Below are 20609 nucleotides of genomic sequence, written 5' to 3' on the forward strand. Positions count from 1 at the left end.
CCTGACGACCCCGCCGCACGACACCCGGTCGGCGAGCACGACCCCGCTCCCCCACCACAACGAGGTTGGTCCCGCTATCCACCGGATAGCGGGACCAACCTCGTTCTCGGCGGCCGCCCAGGGCCACGACCCGGTCAGTCCGCGGTCGCCCATAGGTGCCGCGTCGTGGCGTCGGCCCCGGGGGGCGTCGCCGGCAGCGTCTCCGGCCGTCACGACGTTCCGGCGCGCTCCGTCGCCTGCCCCACACACCGCCCCTCACACTGCCCCGCACCGCGACCACGCACCGTCCCGCGCTGGACCACTGGACGAAGACGCCACAGCCGTTCAGCGAGCGAGCCGGGGCGCGTCCGGGCCGCCGTCGTCGTGACGGCTTCCCCGCTCGACGTGAGGCCGCCCTGCGAACCTGCAGCCCTGCCCTGCCGTGTCCGCTCCCGTCCGCGCGTGTGCGCTCCCGCCCGAACGGGGGCGCTCCCGCCCAGGCGTTGGCGCCCCATTCCGGCCTGGGACGCTAGAACGCCGTCAGAGCGCCACAGAGAGCGGCTCCGGCACTCGGACGTGTCCCCGCAGCAACGAACGCCCTACGCCCCCGCGCAGACAGCAGGACGGCCCGACCCCCGTGAGGGGATCGGGCCGTCCGGAAGCGGTGCGTCAGTGCGCGTGCTGGCCGCGGGAGAACTCGAAGACCCAGCCGACGAGGGCGATCGCACTGAGCGCGATACCCACGTAGACCAGCCACCAGCCGACCGCGAGCCCGAGGAAGACGATCGCCGCCGAGCCTGCGATCGCGAGCGGCCACCAGCTCCACGGGGCGTACACGCCCTGGTCGCCAGCACCCTGCTCGATGAGGCCGTCCGGGTCGTCCTCGGGCCGCGCGTCGATCCGCTTGGCGGTGAGCGCCAGGTACGCCCCGATCATGCCCGACAGACCTGCGGTCAGGAGGAGCGCGGCGCTGCCGACGGGCTCCCAGCCGCTCCAGAACCCGTACACCACGCCGATGAGCGCGAAGAAGGGCGTCAGGAAGATGAACAGCTTGTACTCGACCTTCACTTGCCGGCCTCCTCGTCCGTGTCACCCGTGCGCGGCTCGTCGATGATGATCGTCGACGTCGAGTCGCTGCCTGCCTGCTTGTCGCCGAGGCGGTCGAGCGCGACGCTCTTCTCACCGCGGCGGTCGGCCTCCCCGTAGACCTTCTCCAGGACGTTGGGGTTCGGCTCCGCGTGGTCCATCGCGGCGACCTCGGGGTGGTGCAGGTCGAACGCGGGCGACTCGGAGCGGATGCGCGGCAGCGACGTGAAGTTGTGCCGCGGCGGCGGGCAGGACGTGGCCCACTCGAGCGAGCGGCCGTAGCCCCACGGGTCGTCGACCTGCACCTTGGGCGCGTTGCGCCAGGTCGTGTAGACGTTCCAGAGGAACGGCAGCGTCGACGCGGCGAGGATGAACGCCCCGACCGTCGAGACCTGGTTCTCCCACGTGAAGCCGTCGGACGGCGCGTAGTCCGCGTAGCGGCGCGGCATGCCCTCGACGCCCAGCCAGTGCTGGATGAGGAACGTCATGTGGAAGCCGATGAAGAGCAGCCAGAAGTGGACCTTGCCGAGGCGCTCGTTGAGCATGCGCCCGGTGAACTTGGGCCACCAGAAGTAGAAGCCGGCGAACATCGCGAACACCACGGTGCCGAACACGACGTAGTGGAAGTGCGCCACCACGAAGTACGAGTCGGACAGGTGGAAGTCGAGCGCCGGGCTGGACAGGATGACGCCCGTGAGACCGCCGAAGAGGAAGGTCACGAGGAACCCGATCGACCACAGCATCGGTGTCTCGAACGTCAGCTTCCCGCGCCAGAGGGTCCCGATCCAGTTGAAGAACTTCACGCCGGTCGGCACGGCGATGAGCATCGTCATGAAGGCGAAGAACGGCAGGAGGACCGCGCCGGTCACGTACATGTGGTGGGCCCACACGGTGACGGACAGCGCCGCGATCGCGATCGTCGCGTAGACGAGGCCCTTGTAGCCGAAGATCGGCTTGCGGGCGAACACCGGGAAGATCTCGGACACGATGCCGAAGAACGGCAGCGCGATGATGTAGACCTCAGGGTGCCCGAAGAACCAGAACAGGTGCTGCCACAGGATGGCGCCCCCGTTCTCGGGGTTGAAGATCTGGGCACCGAGGCGTCGGTCGGCGCCGAGCGCGAAGAGCGCGGCGGCCAGGGGCGGGAACGCCATGAGCACGAGGAGGCTCGTGATGAGCGTGTTCCACGTGAAGATCGGCATGCGGAACATCGTCATGCCGGGCGCGCGCATCGTGATGATCGTCGTGATGAAGTTGACCGCACCGAGGATCGTGCCGAAGCCGGCGAGCGCGAGCCCGAACACCCAGAGGTCTCCCCCGAGCCCTGGACTGAACGTCGTGTTCGACAACGGCGCGTACGCGAACCACCCGAACGAGGCGGCGCCCTGCGGCGTGAAGAAGCCGGCCGAGGCGATGAGACCACCGAAGAGGTAGAGCCAGTACGCGAACATGTTCAGTCGCGGGAACGCGACGTCCGGCGCACCGATCTGCAGCGGCATGATCACGTTCGCGAACCCGGCGAAGAGCGGGGTCGCGAACAGCAGCAGCATGATCGTGCCGTGCATCGTGAAGAGCTGGTTGTACTGCTCCTTGCTCTGCACGATCTGGATGCCGGGCTCGAAGAGCTCCGCACGGATCACGAGGGCCATGAGGCCGCCGATGCAGAAGAAGATGAACGACGTGATCAGGTACATGTACCCGATCGTCTTGTGGTCGGTGGACGTGACCCACTTGATCACGGTCCGCCCGAGGGTCTGACGCCGCGGCGCGAGACCGGGGATGACTTCGGCCTGCGCGACCATCAGTTCTCACCCTCCGTGGTAGCGGTGACAGGGTTCGGGTCCTGGAGACGGCTGAAGCCCTCCACCGGGATCTGACCCTCCTGGCCCTTCTCGCGGAGCGCCTCCATCTGCGCGTCGTACTCCGCGCGGTCGACGACCTCGACGTTGAACAGCATGCCGGAGTGGTGCTCGCCGCAGAGCTCGGCGCACTTGCCGGCGTAGACCCCCTCGCGCTCCGGGGTGACCACGAACTCGTTCGTCCGGTGCGGGATCATGTCGAGCTTGTAGAGGAACGCGGGGATCCAGAAGGAGTGGATGACGTCGCGCGACTGAAGCTCGAACCGCACCGACTCACCGACGGGCAGGTAGAGCGTCGGGAGCGCCGCCGCCGTGCCCGGGGCACCGTCGATCGTCGCGTCGTCGGTCATGGTGTCGCCGACGTCCGCCAGGTGCTGGCCCGTCTCGTAGACGTCGTCGTCCACGTAGTTGAAGTCCCAGCTCCACTGCTTGCCGATGACCTGGACCGTGAGGTCGGACTCGACGTCCTTGTCCACGATCGCGCTCATGTCGCGGTCCGTGTAGAAGAAGAGGACGAGGACCATGAGGATCGGCACGGCCGTGTACATGATCTCGAGCGGCAGGTGGTAGCGCGTCTGCACGGGGAGCTGGTGGTCGTCCTTGCGCTTGCGGTACGCGGCGACGCACCACAGCATCAGGCCCCACGTGATCACGCCGACGATGAGGGCCGCGATCCAGGAGCCGGTCCACAGCGACGTGATCCGGGCGGTCTGGTTGGTCACCTCCCCGTCCTCGTAACCGGGCAGGAACCCGCGCTGGACGGTGTCGGTGGCGCAGCCGGACGCCACCGCGGCGACGGCGACGGCGAGGGCCGTCGCCCGCAGGATGGTGCGCCGTGTGCGGCTAGGGGGTTGCGAGTGCAAGGGGGGCCTTTCACGTCACGTCCTGCCCGTGCCCGTCTTTACGAGCCCAGCACAGGACCTTCGTCCTCGACACACGAAGCCTAGCGCGGGATTCCGCCCTTCGTGGCCCGGAACGCGCTGCGGACGGGCGAGATGCGGCACACGTCGTGGCCGGTCAGGGGTGGGTTCGGCACACCCGTCCCGAGTCTGTCAGATCCTTGCCACACCGTCGGCCCACCGGGCAGCACGGTAGCGTGCCGGTGGGACCTTCGGACTCCCGGAGGCACCTCGTCGCGGGGCGCGCGAGCGCAACGATCCGACGCCGTGCGCCGGACCTCGACCGGCGCCCTGCGCCCGCTCGGGCCGTCTCAGCCCGGCCGTCCCCCGCTCCGCGACGGCCCCGCCCGCGCCCTGGAGGCCATGTGACACACACCACCCCCGATCGCCGGGTCCTTCTCGACAACGGGGGGCGCGCCCCCTGGCACCCGCTCGCGCGCGAGGCCTTCGACCGCGCGCTCGACGACGGCTGGGCCGACCCCCGACGCCTCCACGCCGAGGGCAGGCGTGCCGCGGCCCTGCTCGACGGCGCCCGCGAGGCCGTCGCCGCCGCGCTCGACGCGCGCACGGAGGAGGTCGTCTTCACCGCCAACCACACCGCGTCCCTCCACACGGCCGTCGCCGCGCTCGCCGGCGCGCGTCACCGCGCGGGGCGACGGGTCGTCGTCGGCGCCGTCGAGCGTGCCGCCGTCCTGCACGCCGCCGAGCACGGTGGCCTGGAGCGGGAGGTCGTCGGGGTGGACAGGTCCGGCCGCGTCGACGCCGCGGGGATGACCGACGCCGTCGGCCGCCCGGGCGTGGCGCTCGCCGCGCTCCAGGCCGCCAACGGCGAGGTGGGGACGCGGCAGCCGGTCGCGGCCGTGCACGAGGCGGCGCGGGGGGCGGGGGTCCCGCTGCTCGTGGACGCGGGGGCCACGCTCGGGCACGACGTCGTCCCCGAGACCTGGGACGCGCTCGCCGCCGACCCGGCGGACTGGGGCGGCGGGCCCGGCGTCGGTGTCCTCGCGGTGCGTTCCCGCGTCCGACGGCGCAGCCCGTTCCCGGAGGACGCGGACCCGTGGGCCCCCGGCGGGGTGTCCGTCCCGGCGGCGTTCGCCGCCGCAGTGTCGCTGCAGGCGGTGCTGGCCGACCGGGAGGCGCAGGACGCGCGGCGCCGGGCGCTCGTCGACCGCGTGCGGGCGCGGGTCGCGCAGATCCCCGACGTCGAGGTGGTCGGCGACCCGGTCGACCGGCTCCCCCACGTCGCGACCTTCTCCTTCCTCTACGTGGACGGCGAGGCGCTGCTCACCGACCTGGACCGCGAGGGCATCGCCGTCGGCTCCGGGTCGGCGTGCACGTCGAGCTCGCTCGAGCCCTCGCACGTCCTCGCGGCGATGGGCGTGCTCACGCACGGCAACGTGCGCGTCGCCCTGGACCGCTCGACGACGGAGGACGACGTCGAGCGGCTGCTCGCCGCCCTGCCGGACGCCGTCGCCCGCGTGCGCGCGGCGCTGGGGGTGCAGGGCCTGTGACCGGCGCTCCCCCGCCCGCGGCGTCGTCCGGCACGTCCGGCGACGCGGGCGCGTCCGGCGACGTGGTCGACGCGCGCGGGCTGCGCTGCCCGCTGCCCGTGATCCGGCTCGCGGCGGCAGCGCGCGACCTCGCACCGGGCGCCAGGCTCACGGTGTGGTCGACCGACCCGGCCGCCCGCCTCGACGTCCCCGCATGGGCGCGGATGCGCGGGCACGCGGTCGTGGGCGAGGCGCAGCTCCCCGGTCAGGGAGAAGCCGAGGCCTGGGCGATCACCGTCGAGATCGGCGGCTGACCCCGCCGCGAGCGGGGCGCCACGACCCGCGGACGACGCGAGCCCGGCCACCCGCGGACGGGTGACCGGGCTCGTGCGGTCCGGTGGCGTGCGCGCGGCACGCCGGACGACTCAGCTGAAGGAGCCGCCGCAGGCGCAGGCGCTGCCCGCGTTGGGGTTGTCGATCGTGAAGCCCTGCTTCTCGATCGTGTCGGCGAAGTCGATCGTCGCGCCCTCGAGGTAGGGGACGCTCATCTTGTCGACCACGACCTCGACGCCGTCGTAGTCGCGCAGCGCGTCGCCGTCGAGCACGCGCTCGTCGAAGTAGAGCTGGTAGATCAGGCCGGAGCAGCCGCCGGGCTGCACCGCGACGCGCAGGCGCAGGTCGTCGCGACCCTCCTGCTCGAGGAGCGTGCGGACCTTGTCCGCGGCCTCGTCGGTCAGGTTGACGCCGTGCGTGGCAATGTCGGTGGTCTCGCTCATCTCGTCTCCGCGCTGTCGGGGGCAGTGCTGCCCCGGTGGTGGCCGGCTTCTCGGATCTCTCGAGAGAGATCCCGTCAGGTCCTCAACACCACACGTGCCGGTGGTGTTCCCGAGTCTACGACCCCGCGCGGCAGGAAGGTCGAACGGGCCTCGCCGCACGGGGTGCGAGGACGACGACGGAGGAGCCGCACGGGCGGCGACGCCGACCTCGGCCGACGCGCGCCTCAGCCGCGCGACCACGTGCGCGCGACGCGCTCCACGAGGTCGCGCGGGTCGCCGTCGCCCCACGCGTACGCACCGCTGAGCCCCGCGGCCGCCTGCTCGCGGCGGCCCGCGACGACCGCGCGCGCGACGACGACCACCGGGAGCGCGTGCCGCGCCGCCCGGCCGGCCACCTCGCGGACGGTCCCCTCGCCGAGCTCGTGCGCGCCGAGCTCGTCCGCGAGCACCACGACGACGTCCGCGGCCGCGAGCCGCGCGTCGAGCCCGACGTCGTCCGCCACGACCCGCAGCGCGGGCACGAGCCGGCCGCCCAGCGCCGCGACGGCGAAGCCCAAACCTCCCCCGCTGCCCGCCCCCGACAGTCCGGCGAGGCGGCGGCCCGCCGTCGCGCCCGCGAGCAGGTCGCGCCCGACGATCCCGTGCTCCCCCGGCCCGGCCGCGTCCGCGCGGTCGACGGCGGCGGCGACGTCGTGCGCGACCGCGCCGAGCGCGCGCTCGAGGTGCTGGGCCACCAGCGGGTCGACACCGCGCGCGTCGAGGGTCGCGCTCGCGCCGTGCAGACCGAGGAGCGGGACGTCGGACGCGACGGCCGCCACGAGGTGCGTGCCGCCCAGCGCGGCGCGCGCGGCGCGCACGACGTCCGCCAGCCGGGCGGGCGCCACCTCGGACGCCGACGGCTCGCCCGCGAGCGCGAGGAGCGCCCCGAAGCCCGCGTCGTGGCTCGTGCTGCCCCCGGTCGCGAGGACGACCCGGCCGGGATCCGACCTCGCCCGAGCGGCGTCGACCGCGAGCGCGAGCAGGTGCCCGACGGCGGTCGACGAGCGGGCGGGCACCGTCGTCGGCGTCCCGTCGGCATCGACGACGACGGCCTCCCCGGTGGCCGGGACCTGGGACGCGTCGACGACGACGGTCCGGGCCTGCACACCCTCGCGCGGCGAGGACGCGCGCCGTCGGACGGCGACCGGGACCTCCGCGCCGCCCGGGCCCGGCACGACGCCCGCGAGGACCTCGGGCGCGACGGGAGCGAGGGCGTCGAGGAACGCGGGACCCGAGGCCGCGAGGGGCACGGTGTCCACGGCGCCGTGCGCGGACCACCACGAGGCGACGTCGGCGAGGCCCGGTCCGGCGGCAGCCGGCACGACGTCGCGGCCCGGCCACGCGCCGTCGGGCGGGGGCGGGGCGGCGGACCCGGTGAGCAGCACGCGCATGCCCGGATTGTGCCAGCCCGGGCGCGGTCCGGCGGGTCGCGCCGGGGCGCGCGGAGTCAGGGTGGGAGGGCCCTCTCCGTCTCCGCGGCGCTGTGCGACGATGGTCCCGTGAGCACCGGGAGCACCTTGCTGTCGTCCGTGGGCGGTCCGAGCACCGCACGCCCGGGCGGTTTCGTCGAGCCCAACCCGTCCGCCCTGCTCCTGCTGGGGCAGGGCCGCGACCTCGCGTCCGAGCGGGGCGTCGAGTGCGTGGGCGACCTGCCCGCGCCGAGCGACCCCGACCTGGTCGAGCGCGCCCGCGCGGCACGCGCCGCGCTGGGCGAGCGGGCGTTCGTCCTGGGCCACCACTACCAGCGCGACGAGGTCATCGACTTCGCCGACGTCACGGGCGACTCCTTCAAGCTCGCGCGCGAGGCGGCCGCCCGCCCCGAGGCGGAGTTCATCCTCTTCTGCGGCGTGCACTTCATGGCCGAGAGCGCGGACATCCTCACGTCCGACGCGCAGCAGGTCGTGCTGCCGGACCTCGCGGCGGGCTGCTCGATGGCGGACATGGCCGCCATCGACCAGGTCGAGGACGCGTGGGACGTGCTGCAGGAGGTCGGCATCGCCGACTCGACGATCCCCGTGACCTACATGAACTCCTCGGCCGCGATCAAGGCCTTCACGGGGCGCCACGGCGGCACGGTGTGCACGTCGTCGAACGCGGAGGTCGCGCTGCGCTGGGCGTTCGACCAGGTAGGCGGCGTGGACGGCACGGGCAAGGTCCTGTTCCTCCCCGACCAGCACCTGGGCCGCAACACCGCGGTGCTGAAGCTCGCGATGTCGCTCGACGACTGCGTCGTGTTCGACCCGCGCAAGCCGAACGGCGGTCTCACCGACGCCGAGCTGCGCGACGCGCGCATGATCCTGTGGCGCGGGCACTGCTCGGTCCACGGGCGGTTCTCGGCGAAGAACGTCGAGGACGTCCGTGCGGCCGTCCCGGACGTCAACGTGCTGGTGCACCCCGAGTGCAAGCACGAGGTCGTCACGGCGGCGGACTTCGTCGGGTCGACGGAGTACATCATCAAGATGCTCGACGCCGCCGAGCCGGGCTCGGCGTGGGCGATCGGGACCGAGCTCAACCTCGTGCGCCGCGTCGCGCGGGCGCACCCGGACAAGCAGGTGCACTACCTCGACTCGACGGTGTGCTTCTGCTCGACGATGAACCGGATCGACCTGCCGCACCTCGTGTGGGCGATGGAGTCGCTCGTCGCCGGTCGCGTGGTGAACCGGATCGTCGTGGACGCCGACGACGCGCACTGGGCGCGCGTCGCGCTCGACCAGATGCTCGCCCTGCCCGGCCTCTAGGCGCGCGGGCAGGAGCGGTCGAGGCCCTCGGGACGCGAGGGCGCGCGGAGGTGGCCATGGGAACGGGCAACGGGACGAACGTCGGCATCTTCGTCTTCGACGAGGCCGAGGAGCTCGACGTCGCCGGGCCGTTCGAGGTGCTGTCGGCCTGGGCCGAGCACTCGGTGCTCAAGCCCCAGGTGTCGACGTTCTCGTGGGACGGCGGCGGCGTGCGGCTCGCGAAGGGCCTCCGGCTGCTCCCCGACCGCTCGGCGGACGACGTCGGTCCCCTCCACCTGCTCGTGTACCCGGGCGGTCGCGGGACGCGCCCGCTGCTCGCCGACCGTGTGCACCTCGAGTGGCTGCGCGCGATGCGGGCACGCACCCCGGTGATCGCGAGCGTCTGCACGGGCTCGCTCGTCCTCGCCGCGGCGGGGCTGCTCGCGGGCCGGCCCGCCACGACGCACTGGGCGCACTACGACGAGCTCGCGCGGATCGACCCGAGCGTCGTGGTCGACACGGAGGCGCGCTACGTCGACGACGGCGACGTCGTCACGTCCGCCGGCGTGTCCGCGGGGATCGACATGGCGCTGCACCTCGTCGCGCGCCTGGAGAGCGCCGACGTCGCACGCGCCGTACGGCGCGGGATCCAGTACGACCCCGACCCGCCGGTCTGATCGGGCCGAGCGGTCGGCGAGCCTGGGGTCGGCCGACCCGAGCGGTCAGCGGCGCGCGTAGCGGCCGGTGCGGTGCGCCCACACGTCGAAGAGGACGGTGCAGAACGGCGGGACGGTCGCGGCGAGCGCGAGGAAGGTCGTCCAGAGCGACCAGCGGACGCGCACGGCGACGAGCACGGCGAGCGCGACGTACACGAGCACGAGCACGCCGTGGACGGGCCCGAAGATCTCCACGCCGCGCTCGGTCGTCCCGGCGACCCACTTGAGGTACATGCCGACGAGCAGGCCGGCCCAGGAGAACGCCTCGGCGATCGCGACCGCGCGGAACGCGCGGACCTGCCACGGGTGCGGGGCGGGCGACCCGGTGTCGGCGGTGGCGGTGGGGCGAGGGGCGGGGCTCGTCGTCGTCACGGCGCGCATCCTCGCACACCGACCTGGAGGGGCGTCCCCCGCCGTCGGTGCCGGATACCCGATACCGCTGGTGCGGGGTAGTAGCCTGCCCCGGTGACCCGCCAGATCCAGCTCCTCGTCGCCAGCACGTTGCCGCGCAAGGCCGTGCCGGGGCGCGGCGTCCTCGAGCCGTCCGTCACCCGCATGCGCGTGCGCCCGGGCGACCTCGACTTCTACCTGCACGTGAACAACGGCGTGTATCTCCAGATGATGGACGTCGCGCGCAGCAACTTCATCGCCGACCTCGGCGGGTTCCCCCTGCTCAAGGACAAGGGCTGGTACCCCGTTGTCGCGGCGTCGACCATGAAGTACCGCCGCTCCCTGCAGCTCGGGGACCGCTTCGAGATCACGACGCGCGTGCTCGGGTGGGACGAGCGCGTCGTGTACCTCGAGCAGGTGTTCACACGCCGCGGGGACCTCTGCGCGCGCGGGCTCGTCGCCGGGCGCTTCCTCGCGCGCGGGTCCGGCGACCGGATCGCCGCGCCCGACGTCGTCGGGCTCCTGGGCGGCGACGTCACCTCCCCCGAGCTCCCGGACGACGTCGCGCGGTGGGCCCGGGCGGTCGACGTCGCCCACCGTGCCTGACGCCTGACGCCGCACGGCGGCGCTCCCCGGCCGACCGGGGAGCGTCGCCGCGTGCGGTCCGGCGGGCGCGGGTCAGGCGACCGCGCCGCCGAGCCGGGCGAGCAGGAGCGCCTCGGCGAGCACGACCTTCTCCAGCTCGCCGAGGTGGACCGACTCGTTCGCGCCGTGCGCGCGCGAGTCCGGGTCCTCGACGCCCGTGACGAGGATCGCCGCGTCGGGGAAGACCTCGAGCAGGTCGGCGATGAACGGGATCGACCCGCCGATGCCGATGTCGACGGGGTCCGTGCCCCACGACGTCGCGAACGCCCACCGCGCGGCCCGCATCGCCTCGGAGTCCGCCGGGGCGAGGAACGGCTTGCCCTGCTCGCCGTCGCGCACGGTCACGCGCGCGCCGAACGGCGCGTGCGACTCGAGGTGCCTGCGCAGCGCCGCCATCGCGGCCGCCGGGTCCTGGCCGGGCGCGAGCCGCACCGAGAGCTTCGCGGTCGCGCGGGGCGTGAGGGTGTTCGACGCGTGCGCGACGCTCGGCGCGTCGAGCCCGATCACGGCGATCGCCGGCTTGGTCCACAGCCGCCCGGCGATGCTGCCCTCCCCCGCGAGGACGGTGCCGTCGAGGAGCGAGGAGTCGGCGCGGAAGTCGGCCTCCGCGTAGTCCACGGTCGGCTCGTCCGCGGTGGCGAGCCCGGGCACGGCGACGTTGCCCGCGTCGTCGTGCAGGGTCGTGATCAGCCGCGCGAGCAGCGTCACGGCGTCGAGCACGGGGCCGCCGAACATGCCCGAGTGCACCGCGTGGTCGAGCACCGCGACCTCGACCTCGCAGTCCACGAGCCCGCGCAGCGACGTCGTGAGCGCGGGCACGCCGATCTTCCAGTTCGAGGAGTCGGCGACGACGATGACGTCGGCCGCGAGCAGGTCGCGGTGCTGCGTGAGGAACGGCAGGAACGTCGGCGAGCCGATCTCCTCCTCGCCCTCGACGAACACCGTCACCCCGACGGGGAGGTCGCCGATCTCCAGGAGTGCACGCAGCGCACCGAGGTGGGCCACGACGCCCGCCTTGTCGTCGGCCGCGCCGCGGCCGTAGAGGCGGCCGTCGCGCTCGGTCGGCTCGAACGGGTCGGTCTCCCACGTGCTCGCCTCGCCCGGGGGCTGGACGTCGTGGTGCGCGTACAGCAGGACGGTCGGGGCGCCGTCGGGCGCCGGGCGGCGCGCGACGACGGCGGGCGCGCCCTCGGTGCCGTCCTCGGCCCGGGCGCGCAGCACCTGGACCTCGGGCAGGTCGGCGTCGCGCAGGAGCGCGGCCACGGCGTCGGCGCTGGCGGCGACGTGCGCCTGGTCGAACGCGGCGTTCGAGACGCTCGGCACGCGCACGAGCGACTCCAGGTCGGCGCGCAGCGCCGGGAAGAGCCGGGCGACGGTCTCGCGGAGCGTGGTCGCGAGGGCGGTGCCGGGCGCGGGGGCGGTGGGTTCGGGTGAGTTCGTCACGACCAGCACGGTACGACACCGTGCGGCCCCGGACCCGCGTCCGGGCACCCCGTCGGCTCGACTACCCTGGAGGGGTGTTCTCCCGCAACAAGGCCGCCGCGACCCCCGCCGCCCCCGACCCCGTCGAGGAGGCGGCCGAGATCGAGCGCGCCGGCAAGGGCCGCCCGACCCCCAAGCGCAAGGTCTCCGAGGCCGCGAACAAGCGTCCCCTCGTGCCGAACGACCGCCGCGCCGCCGCGAAGTCCGCACGGGAGAAGCAGCGCGAGATGCGCGACCGCCAGTACCAGGCCATGCAGACCGGCGACGAGCGCTACCTGCCGCCGCGTGACAAGGGCCCGGTCAAGCGCTACGTGCGCGAGTACGTCGACGCCCGTTGGAACCTCGGTGAGTTCTTCCTGCCCGTCGCCCTCGTCTTCATCGTGTTCTCGTTCCTCACGGCGCGGAACCAGGAGCTCGCGTTCCTCACGGTCATGACGCTGTACGTCATCGTCCTGCTCACCGTCGTCGACGGCTTCATCATGTGGCGGCGCCTGCGCAAGCGCCTCCTCGCGAAGTTCGGCGACATCCCCAAGGGCACGGTCATGTACGCGGTCATGCGCGCGTTCCAGCTCCGCCGCGCGCGCCTGCCCAAGCCGACGCACAAGAAGCACGGCGTCTACCCCGAGTGACGACGGCGCCCGGCCCCGCGAGCGGCCGGGCCCGCGGCTAGGTTGGGTCCATGCCCACCTACCGCTACCTCGGCAACTCTGGTCTCAAGATCTCCGAGATCACCTACGGCAACTGGCTCACCCACGGCTCCCAGGTCGAGAACGACGTCGCGACGGCGTGCGTGCACGCTGCCCTCGACGCCGGCATCTCGACGTTCGACACCGCGGACGTCTACGCCAACACGAAGGCCGAGCAGGTGCTCGGCGACGCCCTCAAGGGCCAGCGGCGCGAGTCGCTCGAGATCTTCACGAAGGTCTACTGGCCGACCGGCCCCGGCGGCCCCAACGACACCGGCCTGTCGCGCAAGCACGTCATGGAGTCGATCAACGGCTCCCTCAAGCGGCTCGGCACCGACTACGTCGACCTCTACCAGGCGCACCGGTACGACACCGAGACGCCGCTCGAGGAGACGATGCAGGCGTTCGCCGACATCGTGCGCCAGGGCAAGGCCCTGTACATCGGCGTCTCCGAGTGGACGGCGGACCAGATCCGCGCGGGCCACGCGCTCGCGCGGGACCTCGGGTTCCAGCTCATCTCCTCCCAGCCGCAGTACTCGATGCTGTGGCGCGTCATCGAGGACGAGGTCGTGCCGACGTCGCGCGAGCTCGGGCTCTCGCAGATCGTCTGGTCGCCCATGGCGCAGGGCGTGCTGTCCGGCAAGTACCTCCCCGGGCAGCCGCTGCCGGCGGGGTCGCGTGCGACCGACGACAAGGGCGGCGCGCGCATGATCCAGCGCTTCCTCACCGACGACGTGCTCACGCGCGTGCAGAACCTCCGGCCCGTCGCGGACGAGCTGGGCCTGAGCATGGCGCAGCTCGCGATCGCGTGGGTGCTGCAGAACGACAACGTCGCCGCGGCGCTCGTCGGGGCGTCGCGCCCCGAGCAGGTCGCGGAGAACGTCAAGGCGTCAGGCGTGACGATCCCGGCCGAGCTCATGGCCCGGATCGACGAGATCCTCGGGGGCGCCGTCGAGCGCGACCCGGGCAAGACGGCGGAGAACGCCCCGCAGGGCCGCGTCGCCTGACGCCCGGCACCGCACGCGACGACGGCCCCGGCAGCACGCCGGGGCCGTCGTCGTCTCCTCACCGGCCGGACGCGGGCATGCCTCCCTCGTCCGGCCGGGGGCCTGCGATCGCGGGGACGGGCTCCCGCGACAGGTTCTCGACGTCCGACGCGGGCTCGACGTCCGACGCGGGCTCGCCGTCCGCCGCCGCCTCGGAGGCCGCGCTCTCGCGGCCGTGGCTACGCGCGGGCGCGTGCACGGCCGGGGCGGCGACGAGCCCGCGCGGCGCGAACCACCGCGCCGTGAGCTGGACGATCGGCCCGACGGCGAGCGCGTAGGCGACCGTCGCCCAGCCGAGCGTGCCGCCGAGCGCCCAGCCCAGCGTCACGACGACGACCTCGAGGAGGGTCCGCACGAGCCGCACCGACCAGCCGGTGCGCGCCACCAGGCCGGTCATGAGTCCGTCCCGGGGCCCCGGGCCGAGCCGCACGCCCAGGTAGGCCGCCGTCGCGAGGCCGTTGAGCACGATGCCCCCGACGGCCAGGGCCACGCTCGCGGCGACGCCCGGGTCGGGCACGAGGCGCGTGACGAGCGCGATGGCCGGGTCGATCGTCAGCGTGATGACGACGACGTTCGCGACCGTACCGATCCCGGGCCGCTGCCGGAGCGGTATCCAGGCCAGCAGGGCCAGCACGCTCAGCGACCCGACGACGACACCGAACGGCAGCCCCGTGCGGCGGACGACGCCCTGGTGCAGCACGTCCCACGGCATCCCGCCCTGGCCCGCGTGGATCAGCAGCGCCATGGACAGCGCGTAGCCGAGCAGGCCGAGGAGGAGCTGGACGGTGCGGCGGGTGGGGCTCATGGGTGTCATCCTGACCGCCGAGTGGCATCGACATCCATAGCCAATCGCGAGAGAGTGGCCCCATGAGCCTTGCCCCGGCCGGAACGGTCGACGTCCACCGCCACCTGTCCCCCGCTGCTGCCGCGCGGCTGCTCGGCCGGTGGCACGCGGGCGGCCCCGCGTACACCGCCCTCGCCGACGCGCTGCGGGCCGCCGTCCTCGCGGGAACCCTCGCGCCGCACACGCGCCTGCCGTCCGAGCGCGACCTCGCCGTCGCTCTCGGCGTCTCGCGCACCACGACCGCCGCCGCGTACGGGCGCCTGCGCGAGCTCGGGTTCGCGCGCTCGCGCACCGGCTCGGGCACCGTCGTCGTGCTCCCCCGCCCGAGCGCGCGCCGGCCCGCGGACCGCGCGGCCGGCGGCGACGCCCCGCCCGGGCCCGCGCCGCGCACCGCGCCGATCGACCTCGCCGACCTGTCGCAGGCGACCTCCGCCGCGCCGAGCGGCCTGCACGCCGCCTACTCGCGCGCGCTGGAGCGGCTGCCCGAGTACCTGTCCGGCGGCGGCTACGAGCCGTACGGCCTCGGCGTCCTCCGCGAGGCCCTCGCCGACCACCACACACGCCGCGGCACGCCCACCACGCCCGACGAGGTGCTCGTCACCACGGGCGCCCAGCACGCCATCACCACGCTCGCCGACACCCTCCTCGGGGCGGGTGACCGCGCCGTCGTGCAGTCGCCCACGTACTACCACGCGATGGAGTCGCTGCGACGGGCGGGCGCGCGGCTGGTGCCCGTCCCCGTGGGCCGGGGAGGCCACGGGGCGCGGGGCAGCGACGACCACGACGCGCCGGGGTTCGACGTCGACCTGTTCGACTCCACGCTGCGCCAGGTTGCGCCGCGGCTCGTCTACCTCGTGCCCGACTTCCACAACCCGACCGCCTACACCCTCACGCCCGAGGAGCGGGCGGGCGTGCGCGACGCCGCGGCCCGCCACCGCGTGACCGTGGTCGGCGACGAGACGCTCACCGACCTCGACCTCGACGGCGACCCGGACGCCACCGGTCCGGTCGTGGAGCCGCTCGCGGGCGACGGCACCTCGCCGTACGTCGTCACGGTCGGCTCGGCGTCCAAGTCGTTCTGGGGCGGGCTGCGAGTCGGCTGGGTCCGCGCACACCCGGACCTCGTCGCGCGCCTCGCGCGCACGCGGCAGTCGGCGGACATCGCCACCGCGGTGCTGGAGCAGCTCACCGTCGTCGAGCTGCTCGACGACGCCCCCGCGGTCCTCGCCGAGCGCCGTCGGACGCTCCGCGCGCAGCGCGACCTCCTGTGCGGCCTGCTCGCCCGGGCGCTGCCGCAGTGGCGCGTGGACGTGCCCGAGGGCGGTCTCTCGCTGTGGGTCGACCTGGGCGCGCCGGTCGCGCAGGCGCTCGCCGCCGCCGCGGCGGCCGAGGGCGTGCTCGTCAACGCCGGCCCGACCTTCACGCCCGACGGCAGCGCGGCCGACCGGCTGCGCCTGACGTTCTCCCGACCGCCCGAGCAGCTCGAGCACGCCGTGGCACGGCTCGCCGCCGCGTGGGCCCGGGTCGCGGGCTGACGGTCCCCCGGGGCGACGGCGCGCGACGGGCTCGCGCGCCCGTGTCGCCCGGGCAGGACCGGCCGGCCGTGCGTCCAGGTCAGGACGCCGACGACCCGGTCAGGGGACGCGCAGCTCCACCGTCGCCGTCGCCTGGCTGCCGTCGTGCAGAAGCCGGGCGGCGGCAGCGCCCTCTGCGGCGAGGCTCCGCCAGCTCTCGCCGAGCCACTGCTCGGCGTCGTACTGCGTCGTGAAGACGGGGCTCACCGGCGAGGCGAGCGCGCGCCCCTCGGCGTCGTCGAGCTCCCAGACCCACTGCGGCCGGATCATCGTGCCTCCTTCGCGTCGGCGCCCCGCACGTGCGCGCCGGGCTCGGGGTGCCGCGCGAGCGAGCGGTTGATCCGCGCCGCCCACAGCGGGCCCTGGTAGAGGAACCCGGTGTACCCCTGCACGAGGTCCGCGCCCGCGTGCAGGTAGTCGCGCGCGTCGTGCGCGGTGGTGATCCCCCCGACGCCGATGATCGCGCGCTGCGGCCCGAGCCGCTCGCGCAGGCGCGCGACGACGGCCAGGCCACGCGCGCGGACGGGCGGGCCCGAGAGGCCGCCGGGCCCGCGGTCGTGCCCGATCGTCGTGTTCACGGCGACGACGCCGTCGAGGTCGAGCTCGTCCACGAGGTCGGCGACGGCGTCGACGTCCTCGTCCGCGAGGTCCGGGGCGATCTTGACGAGCAGCGGCACCCGGTCGACGCCCGCGTCCGCCGTGGCCGCGTCGGCCGCCTCGCGCACGGCCACGAGGATCGGCCGCAGCGACTCGACCTCCTGGAGGTCGCGCAGGCCCGGGGTGTTCGGGGACGACACGTTCACCACGAGGTAGTCCGCGTACGGCGCGAGCAGGCCCGCGCTCGTCGCGTAGTCCGCGGCCGCCTCCTCGGCGGGCGTGACCTTCGTCTTGCCGATGTTCGCCCCGACGAGCACGGCACGCCCGCCCCGCGTCGAGCGCAGGGCCGCGAGCCGGCGCGCGGCCGCCGCGGCGCCCTCGTTGTTGAACCCCATGCGGTTGCGCACGCCCTGGACGTCGAGCTCGCGCCACAAGCGCGGCCGCTCGTTGCCGGGCTGGGCGTGCGCCGTCACGGTGCCGATCTCGACGAACGCGAAGCCGAGCATCGTCAGCCCGCGCACCGCCCGGGCGTCCTTGTCGAAGCCGCCCGCGAGCCCGAACGGCGCCGGGAAGACCTTGCCGAGCACCTCGACGCTCCCCCGGCCCCCCGCCGCGCGGCCCAGGTAGGGCGCGAGCGCCCCCTGGACGACGTCGCGCAGCACGGGCACGCGCCCGGCGAACCCGATGAGGTCGAACGCCACGTGGTGCGCCCGCTCGGGGTCCATCCGGCGGAACACGGTGTCGAAGAGGAGGCCGTAGAGGAGCGGTCGGCGGCGGGTCATACGGCGTCCTCCGGGGCGTCGGTGACGGGGGTGGTGGGGGCGGCGGGGGGCGGGGTGGTCACGCCGGGCGCGGCGGGCCGGGTGCGCCAGAGCCACCAGAGCCCGACGAACGGCAGCACGAGCGGGACGTAGCCGTAGCCCTGGCCGAAGCCCGACCAGACGGTCGCGCGCGGGAAGGCCTCGGGGTCGGCGAGCGAGAACGCGCCGACGGTCAGGACGCCGACGAGCTCGACGCCCACGGCGAGCCACGCCATGCGGCGCGCGACGCGGCCGCCCCGCGCGAGGGCGATCGTCGCGACGACGTAGACCGCCGCCGCGAGCGCCGACAGCGCGTAGGCGAGCGGCGCCTCGTGCCAGTCGCGCAGGAGCTGGACCCCGGCGCGGGCCGTCGCGGCGAGCGCGAAGATCCCGTAGACGGCGACGAGCACCCGGCCGAAGCCGCCGTTGGTGCGGCGCTGCCCCGAACGGGGGTCCGGGCGACCGCCCGCTGCGGGCGTCGCCGCCGGGTCCGCCCCGTCGGGGGCGGCAGGTGCGCTCATGGCGAGGGCCTCCAGGTCAGGCGTTCCAGATCTGCCACAGCCGCCACTCGAGGAACGCGACCGTGAGCGCGGCGACCGCGAGCACGACGGAGCTCCAGCGCGAGCGCTCCGCGAACGCCCACAGCGCGGCGACGGGCAGGATGACGAGTGCGGTCACGAGGTAGCCCCACAGCAGCACCGGGTCGGTGGGCGCCGTCCCGGTCGCGCCGAGCACCCCGAGCACGACCGCCTGCACGAGGATCAGCCCCTCGATCACCGCGGCGCCCCACAGCTGGCGCAGGATCACCGCGCGGTCGCGCGCGACGAACACGACCGCCCAGGCGGCGAGCGCGACGCACGCCGCGACCACGAGGAGCAGGAGGGGGAGGACCACGCCGCCGAGCGTACCGGGGGCGGTGGGCGCCGCGGGAATCGTCCACAGGCCCGGCGGACCCCGCGGGCGGCCGGGGATAGCATCGCGGGGTGGCTGAACTGACCGTCTCCAGCAAGAATCCCGCCGGTGCCAAGGTCGACGCGCTCGTCGTCGGCACCCACACGACGTCCGACGGCGTCGCGATCGTCGGGGGCGACCTGCCCCGTCCGGTGGTCGCCGCCCTCGAGGACCTCGCACCCGCGCTCGGCATCACGGGCGCCGCCGACGAGGTCCGCAAGGTCCCCGCCGGTCCCGACCTCAAGGCGGGCGTGCTCGTGCTCGTGGGCCTCGGCGCCCGCCGGGCCGACGGCACGTTCGGCGCCGAGGCGCTGCGCCGTGCGGCAGGGGCCGCGCTGCGCGCGCTCGCCGGCACCGCGTCGGTCGCCGTCGCGCTGCCCGTCGAGGACGACGCGCAGCTCGCCGCCGTCGCCGAGGGCGCGCTCCTGGGCACCTACACGTTCGCGCGCTACCGCACGGGCGAGGCCGCGACGTCGGCCGGGAGCCGTCCGCCCGCGACCGTCGAGATCCTCGCGGCGAACGCGCGCAGCGCCGCCGCGAAGGCCGCCGTCGAGCGCGCGACGGTCGTCGCCGCCGCGGTCAACGCGACGCGCGACCTCGTGAACGCGGCGCCGAACGACCTGTACCCGGCCGCGTTCGCCGACGTCGCGAAGCAGGCCGTCAAGGAGTCCGGCGCCAAGGGCCTCAAGGTCACCGTGCTCGACGACAAGGCGCTCGCCGCGGGCGGGTACGGCGGTCTGGTCGGCGTGGGCCAGGGCTCGGCGCGCGGGCCGCGCCTGGTCAAGGTCGCCTACACGCCGTCGCGCCCTGCGGCGAAGGTCGCGCTCGTCGGCAAGGGCATCACGTTCGACTCGGGCGGCATCTCCATCAAGCCCGCGAAGGGCATGGAGGCGATGAAGTCCGACATGGCCGGCGCCGCCGCGGTGCTCCAGACCGTCGTCGCCGCCGCGCGCCTGGGCCTGCCCGTGGCCGTCACGGGCTGGCTGTGCCTGGCGGAGAACATGCCGTCCGGCACCGCGCAGCGCCCGTCCGACGTCATCACGATCCGGGGCGGCAAGACGGTCGAGGTGCTCAACACCGACGCCGAGGGCCGCCTCGTCATGGCCGACGGCCTCGTCGCCGCGGTCGAGGAGAAGCCCGACGTCGTGCTCGACGTCGCGACGCTCACCGGCGCCCAGATGGTCGCGCTCGGCAACCGCGTCTCGGCGGTCATGGGCGCCGACGACGTGCGCGCGGAGGTCGTCGCGGCGGCCGACGCCGCGGGCGAGCAGTTCTGGCCGATGCCGCTGCCCGAGGAGCTGGGCGCGTCGCTGAAGTCGAAGGTCGCGGACCTCGCCAACATCGGCGACCGGTTCGGCGGGATGCTCGTCGCCGGGCTGTTCCTCCAGGAGTTCGTCGGCGAGACGCCGTGGGCCCACCTCGACATCGCCGGCCCCGCGTTCAACGAGGGCTCCGCGCACGGGTACACGCCGGTCGGCGGCACGGGCGTCGCCGTCCGCACCCTGCTGGGCCTGGTCGAAGGCCGCGCCCGCCGCTGACCCGACCCCGCCGAGCAGGTGGTCCTGGTCCGTCCGGTCGCCCCGACGGACCAGGACCGCCTGCTCGCCCGGCGGGCGGCCCGGTCAGGAGCTCTTGCGCTGGCGCGAGTTCCAGTCCCGCATGCGCTGCGGGTAGCCGGTGAAGCGGACGTTGTAGACGGGCACCCCCAGCGAGCCGGCGACGTCGAACGCCGTCTTCTCGTCAGGCACGCGGCGCCGTGTCCACTCCCCCGTCGTCGCGATGAGCAGGAGCGTCGCGCCCGTGTCCGGCGTGGGCGGCTCGACGTACGCCTCGACGCCGACGCGCGTGCGCACGAACTCCTGCAGGTGTGCGAGCGTCGCGCGGCGGGCGTCCGACGGCGCGGCCGCGGCGCCGCCCGGCGACGAGGTGGTCGCGGGACGGCGGGAGAACAGGCTGGACAGCTTGGGCAGCCGGGGCACAGCGGCAGGGTACAGCGTGACCCTGGTCATACGGTGGGCGCGCTGTCTCCAGCG

General features: G+C 74.5%; 22 protein-coding genes. 9 read left to right on the forward strand and 13 right to left on the reverse strand.

What is annotated here, in order from left to right:
• Nucleotides 1-648: 648 nt before the first annotated feature.
• The 3 genes from GWJ10_RS08480 to coxB are packed head-to-tail and all read right to left on the reverse strand — an operon-like array spanning nucleotide 649 to nucleotide 3787.
• On the reverse strand, nucleotides 649-1047 hold the full coding sequence (locus GWJ10_RS08480; protein ID WP_076405413.1) for a cytochrome c oxidase subunit 4: 399 nt from the start codon (nucleotides 1045-1047) through the stop codon (nucleotides 649-651).
• On the reverse strand, nucleotides 1044-2867 hold the full coding sequence (gene ctaD / locus GWJ10_RS08485; protein ID WP_021482036.1) for a cytochrome c oxidase subunit I: 1824 nt from the start codon (nucleotides 2865-2867) through the stop codon (nucleotides 1044-1046). The genes GWJ10_RS08480 and ctaD overlap by 4 nt, the downstream gene beginning before the upstream one ends.
• Nucleotides 2867-3787 carry a cytochrome c oxidase subunit II gene (gene coxB / locus GWJ10_RS08490; RefSeq protein WP_021482035.1) on the reverse strand — a complete coding sequence of 307 codons (921 nt, stop codon included), beginning with the start codon at nucleotides 3785-3787 and terminating at the stop codon, nucleotides 2867-2869. Before coxB ends, ctaD begins: the two co-directional genes overlap by 1 nt.
• Before the next feature lie 401 nt (nucleotides 3788-4188).
• Here coxB and GWJ10_RS08495 point away from each other — a divergent pair, with 401 nt between their 5' ends.
• Nucleotides 4189-5334, forward strand: coding sequence for an aminotransferase class V-fold PLP-dependent enzyme (locus GWJ10_RS08495; RefSeq protein ID WP_163186863.1), 1146 nt, complete (start codon nucleotides 4189-4191; stop codon nucleotides 5332-5334).
• A gap of 62 nt (nucleotides 5335-5396) precedes the next feature.
• A complete protein-coding gene (locus GWJ10_RS08500) occupies nucleotides 5397-5627 on the forward strand; it encodes a sulfurtransferase TusA family protein (protein ID WP_061269465.1) in 231 nt (76 codons plus the stop codon).
• Between the two features lie 111 nt (nucleotides 5628-5738).
• Here the strand turns inward: GWJ10_RS08500 and erpA are convergent, their stop codons facing one another.
• Nucleotides 5739-6089, reverse strand: a complete 351-nt coding sequence (gene erpA / locus GWJ10_RS08505; RefSeq protein ID WP_043658948.1) for an iron-sulfur cluster insertion protein ErpA — start codon at nucleotides 6087-6089, stop codon at nucleotides 5739-5741.
• Between the two features lie 224 nt (nucleotides 6090-6313).
• Nucleotides 6314-7519 carry a glycerate kinase gene (locus GWJ10_RS08510; protein WP_163186865.1) on the reverse strand — a complete coding sequence of 402 codons (1206 nt, stop codon included), beginning with the start codon at nucleotides 7517-7519 and terminating at the stop codon, nucleotides 6314-6316.
• Between the two features lie 138 nt (nucleotides 7520-7657).
• Between GWJ10_RS08510 and nadA the strand changes: the two genes are divergently transcribed.
• Together nadA and GWJ10_RS08520 are read left to right on the forward strand one after the other, a co-directional pair.
• Nucleotides 7658-8866, forward strand: coding sequence for a quinolinate synthase NadA (nadA, locus tag GWJ10_RS08515; RefSeq protein ID WP_114553165.1), 1209 nt, complete (start codon nucleotides 7658-7660; stop codon nucleotides 8864-8866).
• Nucleotides 8867-8922: 56 nt separating this feature from the next.
• Nucleotides 8923-9522 (forward strand): DJ-1/PfpI family protein, encoded by a 600-nt coding sequence (locus tag GWJ10_RS08520; RefSeq protein ID WP_163186867.1) that lies wholly within the window; start codon nucleotides 8923-8925, stop codon nucleotides 9520-9522.
• Nucleotides 9523-9567: 45 nt separating this feature from the next.
• Here the strand turns inward: GWJ10_RS08520 and GWJ10_RS08525 are convergent, their stop codons facing one another.
• On the reverse strand, nucleotides 9568-9933 hold the full coding sequence (locus tag GWJ10_RS08525) for a DUF3817 domain-containing protein (protein ID WP_241005726.1): 366 nt from the start codon (nucleotides 9931-9933) through the stop codon (nucleotides 9568-9570).
• A 93-nt stretch (nucleotides 9934-10026) separates the two neighbouring features.
• Here GWJ10_RS08525 and GWJ10_RS08530 point away from each other — a divergent pair, with 93 nt between their 5' ends.
• A complete protein-coding gene (locus GWJ10_RS08530) occupies nucleotides 10027-10557 on the forward strand; it encodes an acyl-CoA thioesterase (protein ID WP_061269429.1) in 531 nt (176 codons plus the stop codon).
• Between the two features lie 72 nt (nucleotides 10558-10629).
• On the opposite strand, the gene GWJ10_RS08535 is transcribed toward GWJ10_RS08530, so the two are convergent.
• A complete protein-coding gene (locus GWJ10_RS08535) occupies nucleotides 10630-12039 on the reverse strand; it encodes a dipeptidase (RefSeq protein ID WP_163186871.1) in 1410 nt (469 codons plus the stop codon).
• 74 nt (nucleotides 12040-12113) lie between these two features.
• Between GWJ10_RS08535 and GWJ10_RS08540 the strand changes: the two genes are divergently transcribed.
• Nucleotides 12114-12707 (forward strand): DUF3043 domain-containing protein, encoded by a 594-nt coding sequence (locus GWJ10_RS08540; RefSeq protein WP_043658508.1) that lies wholly within the window; start codon nucleotides 12114-12116, stop codon nucleotides 12705-12707.
• Nucleotides 12708-12757: 50 nt separating this feature from the next.
• Nucleotides 12758-13771 (forward strand): aldo/keto reductase family protein, encoded by a 1014-nt coding sequence (locus tag GWJ10_RS08545; RefSeq protein WP_163186873.1) that lies wholly within the window; start codon nucleotides 12758-12760, stop codon nucleotides 13769-13771.
• 58 nt (nucleotides 13772-13829) lie between these two features.
• Here the strand turns inward: GWJ10_RS08545 and GWJ10_RS08550 are convergent, their stop codons facing one another.
• On the reverse strand, nucleotides 13830-14615 hold the full coding sequence (locus GWJ10_RS08550) for a hypothetical protein (protein WP_163186875.1): 786 nt from the start codon (nucleotides 14613-14615) through the stop codon (nucleotides 13830-13832).
• A 62-nt stretch (nucleotides 14616-14677) separates the two neighbouring features.
• On the opposite strand from GWJ10_RS08550, the gene GWJ10_RS08555 reads away from it, so the two are divergent.
• Entirely contained in the window at nucleotides 14678-16189 is a 1512-nt protein-coding gene (locus GWJ10_RS08555) for a PLP-dependent aminotransferase family protein (RefSeq protein ID WP_082774857.1), read from the forward strand.
• Between the two features lie 99 nt (nucleotides 16190-16288).
• Here GWJ10_RS08555 and GWJ10_RS08560 read toward each other — a convergent pair whose 3' ends face one another.
• Genes GWJ10_RS08560 through GWJ10_RS08575 form a run of 4 tightly spaced genes read right to left on the reverse strand, consistent with a single transcriptional unit; the run spans nucleotide 16289 to nucleotide 18519 of the window.
• Nucleotides 16289-16498, reverse strand: coding sequence for a hypothetical protein (locus tag GWJ10_RS08560; RefSeq protein ID WP_061269427.1), 210 nt, complete (start codon nucleotides 16496-16498; stop codon nucleotides 16289-16291).
• Nucleotides 16495-17607: a quinone-dependent dihydroorotate dehydrogenase gene (locus GWJ10_RS08565; protein WP_163186877.1), complete on the reverse strand. Its 1113-nt coding sequence runs from the start codon at nucleotides 17605-17607 to the stop codon at nucleotides 16495-16497. Before GWJ10_RS08565 ends, GWJ10_RS08560 begins: the two co-directional genes overlap by 4 nt.
• Nucleotides 17604-18146, reverse strand: a complete 543-nt coding sequence (locus GWJ10_RS08570; protein ID WP_240696778.1) for a hypothetical protein — start codon at nucleotides 18144-18146, stop codon at nucleotides 17604-17606. Before GWJ10_RS08570 ends, GWJ10_RS08565 begins: the two co-directional genes overlap by 4 nt.
• Nucleotides 18147-18162: 16 nt before the next feature.
• Entirely contained in the window at nucleotides 18163-18519 is a 357-nt protein-coding gene (locus tag GWJ10_RS08575; protein ID WP_034652936.1) for a hypothetical protein, read from the reverse strand.
• Nucleotides 18520-18608: 89 nt separating this feature from the next.
• Here GWJ10_RS08575 and GWJ10_RS08580 point away from each other — a divergent pair, with 89 nt between their 5' ends.
• Complete coding sequence (locus tag GWJ10_RS08580) at nucleotides 18609-20114, forward strand: leucyl aminopeptidase (RefSeq protein ID WP_034652934.1); 1506 nt, start codon at nucleotides 18609-18611, stop codon at nucleotides 20112-20114.
• Between the two features lie 84 nt (nucleotides 20115-20198).
• On the opposite strand, the gene GWJ10_RS08585 is transcribed toward GWJ10_RS08580, so the two are convergent.
• Nucleotides 20199-20546 (reverse strand): oxidoreductase, encoded by a 348-nt coding sequence (locus GWJ10_RS08585; RefSeq protein ID WP_240696781.1) that lies wholly within the window; start codon nucleotides 20544-20546, stop codon nucleotides 20199-20201.
• Nucleotides 20547-20609 lie beyond the last annotated feature (63 nt).

The sequence above is a fragment of the Cellulosimicrobium sp. SL-1 genome (assembly GCF_011033075.1).
Lineage (GTDB): Bacteria > Actinomycetota > Actinomycetes > Actinomycetales > Cellulomonadaceae > Cellulosimicrobium > Cellulosimicrobium funkei.